This window comes from Bacteroidia bacterium, assembly GCA_033391075.1.
Taxonomy (GTDB): domain Bacteria; phylum Bacteroidota; class Bacteroidia; order J057; family J057; genus JAWPMV01.
Genome location: JAWPMV010000001.1, coordinates 7159970 through 7171814 on the forward strand (window position 1 = coordinate 7159970; position 11845 = coordinate 7171814).

An 11845-nucleotide genomic window follows, 5' to 3' on the forward strand; every position below is an offset into this window, starting at 1 on the left:
CTGCTCATTTGTGAAATGATATAAATTCTTCAGAAAGGAGCTCAAATCCGTAAAAAGGATTTTCAGGAAGGCAAAAAATAGCTGCGGTTTGTTCATATAAACGAAAACTAATGTCAGGCAGCGAATTTATACATTATTGAAGGAGAATCGCTAATCCAGAACAAATTATTGAGGCCTTATTCTTTCATGAATTTCAGATAGCCGATGTTTTTTTCATCCTCTACCTGGATGATATAGATACCTTTTGGAAGCTCTTTTACTGAAATTTCCAGCTGTTCGCGAAAGGCAGTTTCCTTTTTCAAAACTTGTTGCCCATTCGTATTAAATATGCTGATGTTAAGCTTGCCAGAGTAAAAAAGGGCTTTTCCCAGCAAAAAGGAGTGCCGTACAGGATTGGGATAGAGTTGCCATCCAAATGGGCTGAGTTCCTGGCCATAACTGGAGGCTAAAGAATCAACCATGACTAGCTGACAAAAAGTATCTAAGCAGACATTGAGTTCATCGTAAAATTTCTCGACCGTCAAACAAACATTGTAAGAGCCTGGTAGAAAGTATTGGTGGTCTATGGTATCTGTTTGAAAAACAGATCTCCGGTTTCCGTCGCCAAAATCCCAGCGCCATCTATCGATGCCACTATCAGGCCCAATAGAAGCATCCATAGCCGTCAACACCAATCCATTGCTGGTATAGTCAAAGTTTGCCTGAAGGGTAGTCGTATCACAAGGGGAGGCAAACTGACAGCTTTCCGGATTTACCTGAAAAAAAGAGGTATCCGGGCAGCCCAATGCATTTGTTCGAACAAGCTGAAATAAAGTGGTATCAGTAGGAAAAGCTTGTGGATTCGGACAAGTTGTACAGCTCAATCCAGGAGCTGGAGACCATTGATAGGAACTTGATCCATCGTCTCCATTGAGAATGGCAGTGTCTCCGGAACAGATGTTGAAAGTTTGGAGGTTGTTGTAATCTGCTAGAGTCCTTATTTCATTGATACAAAGTTCACGACTATAAAACCTAATATCATCCATTTTCCCATTAAAAAAATAGAGAGGGCCTGAGCTTGTGAATCCATCATTTCGTCCCAGATTTCCATTGTTGTTGCTGTAAACCATATTTCCCCCAGTTCCGCTATAAGTTCCACAATCATTATTCCCGTTATAATAAATATCCATATCCAGAGGACCTCTGATAATAATTGCAACATGGGTCCAGCTAAAAAGCGGGGCTACACTCGTTCCAAACTTGGTTCGCCTGCCTGCGGGACTCACTGGACCTCCGTCTCCATAAAGAGCACCGGTAATTCCATTTTGATTGCTTACATAGATACCTGTCCGTTGATTTTCAATAAAGTCGTTTCTGAATATGAGATTGAAATCGTGATCTGCCAGTTCGATCCATGCAGTCACTGTAACCGGAAATTGTTGAGGCTTGAATTTTTGATTACTCAATAGATCTATGTAATCATCCACTCCATCAAATTGATAAGCAGAATTAGCGTTCCCAAATCTATCAGTTGTTAATGTTGCTCCAACAGGGGTCCCATGATTCCCATTAGCTGAAACATCCAGAGCATTCCCATCCAAGGGGTAGTGAGCGATAAGACTATCTTGTAAACTAAAAGAGGGATCACAGACACTTAGATTACAATTTCTCACATGCACTTGATAAAAAGTAGTATCTGGACAGCCGCGTGAATTTGTTCTTATAAGTCTGTATGTGGTAGAATCATTTGGACTGGCCGTTGGAGTAGGACAATTCGTGCAACTAAGCCCTTGACTTGGAGACCATTGATAGCTCGCAGATCCATTATCCGCATCCAATATATTTTGAGAGCCCTGGCAGACATTTAAGGTGCTAGTATTTTGATAGTTGGCTAAAAAGCGTAACTCATCAAGACTCAGTTCCCTATTATAAAAGCGAAATTCGTCAATTTTCCCCTTGTAATAAATCAAGCCCCCAGCTCCATTCTGATCATCATCTCTACCAAAGTTTCCATTATTGCTGCTATATGCGAGCGTGCTACCAAATCCACTATAAGTTCCACAATCAAAGTTCCCATCAACATATACATCCATATCTTGTGGCCCTCTGATGATCACGGCTATATGTTTCCATTCCAAAAGAGCCAGGGTAGTGGATCCGCTTACTGATCTACGACTATTGGGGCTAATCACACCTCCATCTCCGTAAGCTGCAACTGTTCGCCCATTTACCATATTCAACCAAATCCCATTGTAGCGATCCTCTTCAAAATCATTCCTAAATACCAGATTGAAATTATAATCCTGCAACTCTATCCAGGTAGAAATAGTTACTGGAAATTGTTGGGGCTTAAATTTTTGATTAGCAAGTAGGTCTATATAATCATCAATTCCATCAAATTGATAGGCAGAATTAGGACTGCCAAATCTATCAGTTGTCAATGCAGCCCCATGTACTGATCCATGATTTCCATTGCCTGAAATATCGAGGACATTGCCATCAAGTGGATAGTGGGCGACAAGGCTATCTTGCAGGCTTAATTGTGCCCATGAAAAATTAAAAAAAAGAAGTAGAATAATACCTGGAACAAATGTTTTCATGATTCCTGAATGTGATGCCTGTACAAAGGCGTTTTTTACTTGAAATAGCTGAACTAGATTTTATTCATTTGATAGCGGAATTTCCTCTTACTCCTTAACAAACTTCAAAAAACCCGTTTTTTCTTTATTTTTAATTTCTAAAATGTATAAACCGGATGCTAGATTTTGAATGTCGATTTCTAGCTTGGCTTCAAAAAAATTCTCTTGGATATCAAGCTCTTTACCTCTGAGATTGTAGACCTTAAGTTGAATTTCCCCTTGATAATCCGCATGTGCTAACATAATGCTTCTTTTAGCAGGATTGGGGTAGAGTTGCCATCCAAATGGGCTGAGTTCTTGACCATAGCTGGAGGCTAAAGAATCCACCATGACTAGCTGACAGAAAGTGTCGAAGCAGACATTGAGCTCATCGTAAAATTTTTCTATGGTCAGGCATACATTGTAAGAGCCTGGCAGAAAATATTGGTGGTCTACGGTATCTGTTTGAAAAACAGACCTCCGGTTTCCATCGCCAAAATCCCAACGCCATCTATCGATGCCACTATCAGGTCCGATGGAGGCATCCATACCCGTAAACACCAATCCATTGCTGGTATAGTCAAAGTTTGCCTGCAGGGTGGTCGTATCACAAGGAGGGATAAACTGACAAACTTCAGGAGTTAATTCGAAAGACAAGGTATCTCGACAATTGAATCCATTATCACGAATGACCTGATATAGAGTGGTATCTGAGGGATAAGCCTGAGGATTAGAACAATTGCTACAACTGAGGTCTTGAGCCGGAGACCAACTATAAGTGCTGGATCCATTATCTACATTCAAACTAGCCGTATCTCCTGTGCAAAAATTCAGAATCGTATAATTGCTGTACTCAGCCAATTCTCTGATTTCATAGATACAAAGTTCGCGATTATATAGTCGGACATCATCTATTTTTCCATGTAGGTAAAGGTCATTTCTGGATGTACCTACTCCTAACATGCCATCAACCAAAGAATAAGCCATAGGACCTCCTGATCCACTATAGGTTCCACAGTCGTTTACCCCGTTTATAAAAATATCCATGTCAAACGATCCTCTGATAACCACTGCTACATGATACCATTGATTGAGATTGAGGGTAGTCGTTCCCGTCTTTGACCTTCTCCAATTAGGACCTGTTGGTCCTCCGTCTCCAAAATGAGCAGAAACTTTTCCATTGACGATATTCATCCAGGGACCGTGATAGGTGCCTAGTATGAAGTCATTTTGGAAAACATTGTTCAGGTCATAATCTCTGATTTCTACCCAGGCCGCTATGGTAACAGGCAAGGCAGGTTTGAATTTGGGATGATTGGCTTGGAGGCTAATAAAATCATCTACTCCATCCAGAAAATAGGCTTCATTTGGATTGCCAAATCGATCTGTAGTCAATACTGCTCCCGTAGCAGTTCCGTCATTCCCAAAACCTGATGCATCCAGGAAATTTCCATTGACAGGATAATGAGCTACCAGGCTGTCTGTAAGGCTGAAAGACGAATCACATGGATTACTTTGACAATTGAGGACATTCACTTCTACGCTAAAGGTGTCAGGACATGCATTTGAAATGCTTCTTATAACCTGATACTCGGTAGAGACTGTTGGATTAGCAATAGGCGTCCGACAAGTAGTACAACTCAATCCTGTGGAAGGAGACCATGAGTAACTATTAGCTGCACCGGCATCAATATTGGCAGAAGTACCTCCACATATACTATAACTTCTTTTGACAGTTATTTCGGACAGCTTCTCTACTTCTTCTGGTCCCAAAGCACGATTATAAAATCGGACATCATCTATTTGGCCATTAAAGAAATTGAGCGGGCCCGGACTGGCAAAATCATCTGATCTACCCAGGTCTCCATTTGACGAACTGTACGCTAAATTTCCGCCGGAACCTGTATAAATTCCACAATCATTTTTGCCATTGATGTAAATATCCATATCCTGGGCTCCGCGGATTACTACCGTAACGTGCGTCCATTGGAATTGTGGCAAAACGCTCGTGCCTCTTTTGGATCTCCGACTAGTGGGAGAAACAGCATTCCCATCTCCAAAGCCTGCAGAGATAATCCCACCTGAGGAATTCATCCAAACCCCGTGATAAAAATTCTCTTCGAAATCATTTCGAAAGACCATGTTGAGATTATAATCATGGAGTTGTATCCAGGCGCTTATGCTGACAGGTAATTGCGGTTTGAATTTTTGGTTGGCTGATAATTCGACATAATCATTGAATCCATCAAATTGCATCGCCGCATTCGGATTGCCATAACGGTCTGCTACCAGAACTGCACCTTGAAGGCTGCCATGATTTGCATTGCCGGAGATATCGAGGGCATTGCCATCAAGTGGATAGTGGGCGACAAGGCTATCTTGTAGCGTAAGTTGAGCTTGTGCAATATGAAAGAATGAGCATACCGCTAGGAGAAGTATTTGTGTTTTCATGAGTAAAAAGGATCTAGTTGGCTGGCTGTAAAAGTAAGAAAGATCAATATTTAAACTAAACAAATTCCTGTAGAATTCTGAGAATCAACAATCTTTTTTAGCTTTGCTCCTCCTATAGAAACGGATGAATAATCTTCTCAGGCAGATCTGGCAAAAAAACCTGATGCGTATAAAGCAGGTATTTTTTATTTCGCTGGATTTCCTCCTGTACTGTTGCTTGCCTACCCCTGAAATTGATCTCTCTTCGAGTTCGGATAAAAGACTGGTGCTTTTTTTAGGAGATAGCCTGCAAGCTCGTATCCCCCGAATGGCCAAATGGCTGCAGAGAAAAGGAAATTATAGCTGTGTTCTGATGACAGCTCAGGGGAAGGGTTTTCAGATTTTCAATACGGAGATTTTTTCTGAGGTCCTTAGCTATCGATCTTCCTGGGATTTGAAAAGGAAGTTAAAGGGCTTAAAAGGAGTGGATCTTATCCATGCCTTTACCATACCCAGTCTTCCCATCAAAATAGCCATTGATCATGCGGATAGTCCCGTGATCATGGATATGCAGGATATGTACGTTAGCTACTTTGGCTTGAAAAGTCCCAAGCTGTATATGCGCCTTGATATGCCAAATGAAGCCTATTCAATTCGCAATGCGCATGGATTGGTAAGCCATAGTATCGAACTCATTAATGCCTGCAAGGAATACGAAATTGAGCAAAGACCGCCCACCTTATTCTTCCCGGTATATGCAGATGAAGATTATGCGATTGAGCCAGAAGAAATAAAACCCCTGGATGAAATTCACATTGTATACGCAGGTTCTATAGCGGGCTCTTTTCAGGACGATCAGCACTTTGGGAGTATGAAGCTGTTCTGGCTGATCGAAGAGTTTGCCCGGCAAAGGATTCATTTTCATATCTATCCTTCCCCCAATATGCGTTTTCGGGACCTTATCTTATCCGAATACCATAAGATTGAGGCAGAAAATCCTTATTTCCATATGCATGAATCGGTCAAACAGGACCAGTTGGCAAAGGAATTGGGACAATATAGTTTCGGATTATTGCCTTTCTTTCTGGAAGATACCTCCCGAACTTTCAACAAATTGGGGAGGGGGAGCAGCCAGAAGTTGTACAATTATATGGAGGCAGCTATACCCGTGATCATCTCTGAAGATTTAGCTTTTCAGGCATGGATGGCTGGGCGTTATGGAGGAGGAGTAAAAGTGAATAAAAAAGACTTTTACCAGATGCGGGAAATCATAGAAGGGATTGATTATGTAGAAAGGCGGAAGGAGATTCTTAAGAATCGGGAAAAGGTCTTTTTGGGGGCTAATATTCCTCGCTTGATTGATTTTTATGAGGAGATTCTTGCTAAGGGATAAAGTTTGATCTTTAAAGAAGTGTTATGGTGTCTTTTTCTTCTTTTCCTTAGATGAAAAGAAGAAAAAATCAAGCTGCTGCAAAGCCAGCACACAGTCCGGCCCCCGCACCCGATGCAGCAGCGGGCCCCCCTCGCGCAAAGGGAAGTGTTGGCGTGTTAGAGTAATAGCGCGTTGGAGTTGAGGTGAATCTAAGTAATAACAATCGCTAGCACCCTAATACACTAACACCTTCCCCTCTTCCCAAGCGCGTTGGCCCTGCAGAGTCCATCGGGAAAAGAGGCGGCAAGTGAGGCTGGCTTTGGGCTCTGCGATTTTTGACTCCAGCTTTTTCTAAAAAAGATGGAAAAACATCTCAAAAAGTGTAATCAAGAAAGAGGGGAAAGAATTACCGAATTACTTTTTAGGAGAAAATCCTACTTCTTATAGTTACCGTAATAAAGAAGTAGAAAAGATTGACTAATTTTGCAGCAAATTTTAAGTATATATGAATGATGGCAATGTCCCTTTGATCGGGGTAGCCTGGTGGCCTCATAGTGGAGGCAGATGGTTTTGCAGAAGTATATTAAATCAGCATCCTAAGGTAATGGGCGCTACCTTCGTGCACCCCTGGTTGTTCTACTCTACAGATATGACCATGGAGCTGGACATAACAGCTCAGGTGCATAAGGCTCGTTCTCTACCAGAATTGAAAAAACATTTGGCAGCTCTTAAAGGGAGCATAGATGCAGGAAGAGTTGAAGGCCTAAGAAGCTATTTTCAATCCATTGCTGACAATTATTTAGAAGAGGGGGGAGAGAAAAGTCATATTGTAGGAGAAATGTGTTTGGGTTCACCTATCCCCAGAGCGCTTGAAGTGGAGGCTTTATTCAAGGCATGGCCCAATTTTAAGCTCATTCATTTGGTAAGAAGTCCTCTGGAAAGCTTTCAGTCATTTGCAGTAAGACATGAGATGGACAGCGATCCGATCAAGGTAGGTGGTAGCTGGTTAAGCTTGAATGCGGGCATTCAGGCCTTCTTTGAAAACAATCCTCAATATGCGAAGCAGTATCATATGGTGAAATATGAGGACCTGCTGACAAATGCAGATGAGACCATAGAAAAGGTATGCGAGTTCACAGAATTAGAAGTGGATCAGTCTCTGTTTAGCAATATGAAACAACGCTGGGGAAGAAATACCAAGCCTGAGACACCTGCCTCGATCTCAAATCAGATCAAAATGGTAGCTGAGACAGGTCTGAAACATTACGGATATTTATAGCAATTAATAGATGGCAGAAAAACAATTTCACAACGTATTCATTACCGGTGGAGCTGGTTATGTAGGCTCTGTACTCGTTCCCAAGCTTTTGGGCAAAGGGTATAAGGTGAGTGTAATTGATCTCATGATCTATGGGGAGGATGTCTTGCCGGAGCATGAGAATCTTACAAAAATCAAAGGAGACATCCGTGACAAAGAATTATTAGCCAAATCAATCCCCGGACATGATGTAGTAATTCACCTCGCTTGTATTTCCAATGATCCCAGTTTTGAATTGAATCCTGAGTTGGGAAAGGAGATCAATCTGGATGCTTTTGAGCCTATGGTCAACATTGCCAAAGATGCCGGAGTAAAGCGATTTATATATGCTTCTTCTTCTTCCGTATATGGGATTAAAGAAACGCCCAATGTGACGGAGGACATGGAATTGGAACCGCTGACGGATTACTCCAAATTCAAAGCCATGTGCGAGGATATTCTGGCGAAATATCAGTCAGAGGATTTTACGACCGTTACCATACGCCCGGCGACTGTATGTGGATACTCTCCTCGCCTTCGCCTCGATCTGGTAGTAAATATCCTCACCAATCTGGCTATCAATAAAGGAAAGATTACGGTTTTCGGGGGAACGCAGCTTAGGCCAAACTTGCATATTGAGGATATGACAGATCTTTACTGCTATCTACTCGAATTACCAAAAGAGCAAGTCGCAGGTGGGATATACAATGCAGGCTACGAAAACCATCCGGTTGCTGAACTTGCAGACATTGTAAAAGAGGTGGTCGGACCCTCTGTCAATATCATTACCACTCCGACAGATGATTTGCGCTCTTATCACGTTTCCTCTGAGAAGATCAAAAAGGAACTGGACTTTGTGCCAAAGCATACCATTGGAGATGCTGTGAAGGACCTAAAGAAAGCGTTTGATGATGGGAAAATTCCAGATTCACTTTCTGACCCTAAATACTTCAATGTAAAATTGATGCAAGACATCGAACTCGAATAATATGGAAGGGATCAAGCAAAAAATACCTTACGTAAATATCGGTGGTCAATTCGCTGGACCCATGAAGCAAGAAATCATGGATGCGGTTGAAAAGGTCATGTCCAGTGGATGGTTTATTTTGGGCCCTGAGGTAAAAGCTTTTGAAGAATCTTTTGCCCAATTATGCGAAACGAAATATGCCGTAGGAGTTGCTGATGGAACAGACGCCCTGATCCTTGTCATGAAAGGCCTTGGACTGGAAGCAGGGGATGAAGTGATCGTTCCTCCCAATTCTTATTTAGCATCTGCTTCCTCCGTAGCATTAGCGGGAGGTACACCGGTATTTGTTGATGTCAATCAACATTACAACCTTGATCCCCAAAAAATAGAAGCAGCTATCACTCCCAAAACCAAAGGGATCATGGCCGTACACCTCACTGGCAGACCAGCAGATATGGACGGAATCAATGCCATAGCTGACAAGCATGGACTCTGGGTGTTGGAAGATGCTGCTCAGGCAGTAGGTGCTACCTATAAAAACAAATCTGTCGGAGGATTGGGGAGAGCAGCAGGCTTTAGTTTGCATCCCCTGAAAAACCTGAATGCAGCAGGAGATGCTGGAGTGATCACCACCAATGATCAGAAACTCTATGAATGGCTGCTAAAAGCTCGGACGCATGGACATCGCAATCGAGATGAATGTGAATTCTGGAGCTTGAATTCAAGACTGGATGCCCTTCAGGCAGCTATTCTTAATGTTAAATTGAAATACCTTCCCGCCTGGAATAAAAGACGCAGGGAGATTGCTGAGATATATCAATCGCGGATTGCGAACTATGTCTGGGTACCTACCGATAATAAAGATGAAGCGGCTGTATACCATACTTTTATCATACAGACAGAAGAAAGAGATGCCTTGAAAAGCTTTCTTGAGGAACAAGGTGTGGATACAAAGATCCATTATCCTGTGCCCATTCACTTACAGGAATCTGCTGCCTATTTAGGGGCTAAAAAAGGAGATTTCCCCATTACAGAAAAGCAGACAGATACTATCCTGAGCCTTCCTGTCTTCCCCGAACTTACAAACGATCAGGTCCACTACATTTGTGATCAGATCCAGGCATTCTTTGAATCAAAATAGCAGTTTACATGGCGTATTTGGAAAATATACTTGATCGCTTCAAAGAGGTTTATGAAAAAGATCGGGCAAAGTACATCCCCAAATGGGTAGCTAGTTGGTCTTACCAGGATAAGAAGCAAACCAAATACGAAGGAGATTTACCGCAGGATTTTTATGAGTTCAATGGAGCCGAGGACTTTCGGAAATGGTTTCATTGGCAATTTTCTGTAGACCGTCCGGATTATTTCAAAGATCCACGTTTGGAAAAATGGCAGGAACTCTCCCGATCATTTGATCAGAGAATATTTGCTACGCATAAGCTCGAATTTCCTGATGTGAAGACCTATGATGCAGTAGTAGGGAGAAATAATTCGCAGGATTATCTCCTTACACATCTCTATCCCGTTCCGGATAGGTATCAAATAAACAGAGTACTCGATTTTGGTGCAGGCTTTGGCCGACAAGCCAATCTCTGGACCCAACTCAATGATGAATTGGTGATGGTATCTATGGATGCTATTCCCAAATCCTATTGCCTGCAACATTTCTACTATAGCCAGGCAGAGTATCCTTTATACGAATATGCTGAAGACCCTGACAACTTCAGGCTTGACCTGGATAAGAAAGGGATATATCACCTTCCTACCTGGCGCCTGGATTTGCTGCCAGACAATTCTTTTGACATGGTGCTCTGTGTACAGGTCTTACCAGAACTTGGAGGGAAATTGGTCAGACATATGATAGAAAATTTCTATCGTATCCTGAAGCCTGGCGGTGCGCTTTACCTTAGAGATAATGACGAAGCCTGGAAGCCTGCCAATAAGATGAATCTGAATCACTATTTGCCGGATCATGGCTTTGATCTGGAATTCAGAGCACATGTGGTAAATAAGAAGGATATCCTGGGGATGCCGAGGATCTGGCGAAAAAAGGATCCAAGGGTAATGGCCAGTCGGGTTCGTACTCAAAAACAAAAATTAAGAGATCTTGCCTGGGAAGCCGATGCGCTCAGTCAGGGAAGATTGCGAAAACTCTATAAAAAATTCTTTTAGCGAATGAAAGCACTCGTAACTGGTGGATGTGGCTTTATTGGGAGCCATTTGGTAGATGCCCTTCTTGAGAGAGGCATGGAAGTTCAGGTCATTGACAACCTTTCCACAGGCAGACTCCTCAATCTCGAACATCAAAAAGAAAACCCTTTACTGAAGGTTAATATCGCAGAGCTTGCCAATTATGGAGAAGTTGATCATCTCTTTGAAGGTGTGGACTGGGTCTTTCATTTAGCAGCTTTGGCTGATATAGTGCCTTCTATACAAAGGCCTTTGGATTATCACAAAGCCAATGTTGATGGAACCATCAATGTGCTGGAAGCTGCCAGAAAAGCCGGAGTCAAAAGACTGGTATATGCTGCCTCTTCTTCCTGCTATGGTATCCCGGATAATTATCCTACACCAGAAACTGCAGAAATTCGTCCGGAATATCCTTATGCAACCACCAAATGGTTGGGAGAACAATACGTACTCAACTGGCACAAGGTCTACAACATGGCCAATACAGCCTTACGTTTTTTCAATGTATATGGGCCACGTTCCAGAACTTCAGGCACCTATGGGGCCGTATTCGGAGTATTCCTTGCCCAAAAGCTGAATAACAAGCCTTTCACGGTAGTTGGAGACGGAACGCAGACAAGAGACTTTACCTATGTTACCGATGTAGCCGCCGCCTGTATTGCAGCTGCTGAGAGCGAAAAAGCCATTGGTCATACCATGAATGTTGGGAGCGGAGGCCATTACTCCGTCAATAAGCTGACCCAACTGCTGGGGGGAGAGGTTACGTATATCCCTAAAAGACCGGGAGAACCGGATTGTACTTTTGCGGATACCACTAAGATCCGGCAAATGCTGGACTGGGAGCCCAAAGTGAGTTTTGAGAAAGGCGTAGGGATCATGATGGAGCATATCGATTATTGGAGAGAAGCTCCACTTTGGGAGCCTGATAGTATAGCAGAAGCCACCAAAGACTGGTTTAAATACCTGGGGGATAAGTAGGAGAGAAGGTTGAT

General features: G+C 42.6%; 8 protein-coding genes. 6 read left to right on the plus strand and 2 right to left on the minus strand.

Features of this window, described 5'->3' with window-relative positions:
- Positions 1 to 176: 176 nt before the first annotated feature.
- Together R8P61_28540 and R8P61_28545 are read right to left on the minus strand one after the other, a co-directional pair.
- Complete coding sequence (locus tag R8P61_28540; protein MDW3651059.1) at positions 177 to 2579, minus strand: LamG-like jellyroll fold domain-containing protein; 2403 nt, start codon at positions 2577 to 2579, stop codon at positions 177 to 179.
- 87 nt (positions 2580 to 2666) lie between these two features.
- On the minus strand, positions 2667 to 5048 hold the full coding sequence (locus tag R8P61_28545) for a LamG-like jellyroll fold domain-containing protein (protein MDW3651060.1): 2382 nt from the start codon (positions 5046 to 5048) through the stop codon (positions 2667 to 2669).
- 124 nt (positions 5049 to 5172) lie between these two features.
- Between R8P61_28545 and R8P61_28550 the strand changes: the two genes are divergently transcribed.
- The 6 genes from R8P61_28550 to R8P61_28575 all read left to right on the plus strand — a co-directional run bounded on the left by R8P61_28550 (position 5173) and on the right by R8P61_28575 (position 11831).
- Positions 5173 to 6420: a hypothetical protein gene (locus R8P61_28550; protein ID MDW3651061.1), complete on the plus strand. Its 1248-nt coding sequence runs from the start codon at positions 5173 to 5175 to the stop codon at positions 6418 to 6420.
- Between the two features lie 484 nt (positions 6421 to 6904).
- Positions 6905 to 7678 (plus strand): sulfotransferase, encoded by a 774-nt coding sequence (locus R8P61_28555; protein MDW3651062.1) that lies wholly within the window; start codon positions 6905 to 6907, stop codon positions 7676 to 7678.
- 10 nt (positions 7679 to 7688) lie between these two features.
- On the plus strand, positions 7689 to 8684 hold the full coding sequence (locus tag R8P61_28560) for an SDR family oxidoreductase (GenBank protein MDW3651063.1): 996 nt from the start codon (positions 7689 to 7691) through the stop codon (positions 8682 to 8684).
- 61 nt (positions 8685 to 8745) lie between these two features.
- Positions 8746 to 9804 (plus strand): DegT/DnrJ/EryC1/StrS family aminotransferase, encoded by a 1059-nt coding sequence (locus R8P61_28565; GenBank protein MDW3651064.1) that lies wholly within the window; start codon positions 8746 to 8748, stop codon positions 9802 to 9804.
- 8 nt (positions 9805 to 9812) lie between these two features.
- Positions 9813 to 10835: a methyltransferase domain-containing protein gene (locus R8P61_28570; GenBank protein ID MDW3651065.1), complete on the plus strand. Its 1023-nt coding sequence runs from the start codon at positions 9813 to 9815 to the stop codon at positions 10833 to 10835.
- A gap of 3 nt (positions 10836 to 10838) precedes the next feature.
- Positions 10839 to 11831, plus strand: a complete 993-nt coding sequence (locus R8P61_28575; protein ID MDW3651066.1) for a GDP-mannose 4,6-dehydratase — start codon at positions 10839 to 10841, stop codon at positions 11829 to 11831.
- Positions 11832 to 11845: the final 14 nt, after the last annotated feature.

Excerpts from the sequence above, each read along its gene's own strand:
- R8P61_28550 (MDW3651061.1), top strand. The coding sequence starts at position 5,173 with ATGAATAATCTTCTCAGGCAGATCTGGCAAAAAAACCTGATGCGTATA.
- R8P61_28540 (MDW3651059.1), bottom strand. The coding sequence starts at position 2,579 with ATGAAAACATTTGTTCCAGGTATTATTCTACTTCTTTTTTTTAATTTT.
- R8P61_28565 (MDW3651064.1), top strand. The coding sequence starts at position 8,746 with ATGAAGCAAGAAATCATGGATGCGGTTGAAAAGGTCATGTCCAGTGGA.
- R8P61_28570 (MDW3651065.1), top strand. The coding sequence starts at position 9,813 with ATGGCGTATTTGGAAAATATACTTGATCGCTTCAAAGAGGTTTATGAA.
- R8P61_28575 (MDW3651066.1), top strand. The coding sequence starts at position 10,839 with ATGAAAGCACTCGTAACTGGTGGATGTGGCTTTATTGGGAGCCATTTG.
- R8P61_28545 (MDW3651060.1), bottom strand. The coding sequence starts at position 5,048 with ATGAAAACACAAATACTTCTCCTAGCGGTATGCTCATTCTTTCATATT.
- R8P61_28555 (MDW3651062.1), top strand. The coding sequence starts at position 6,905 with ATGAATGATGGCAATGTCCCTTTGATCGGGGTAGCCTGGTGGCCTCAT.
- R8P61_28560 (MDW3651063.1), top strand. The coding sequence starts at position 7,689 with ATGGCAGAAAAACAATTTCACAACGTATTCATTACCGGTGGAGCTGGT.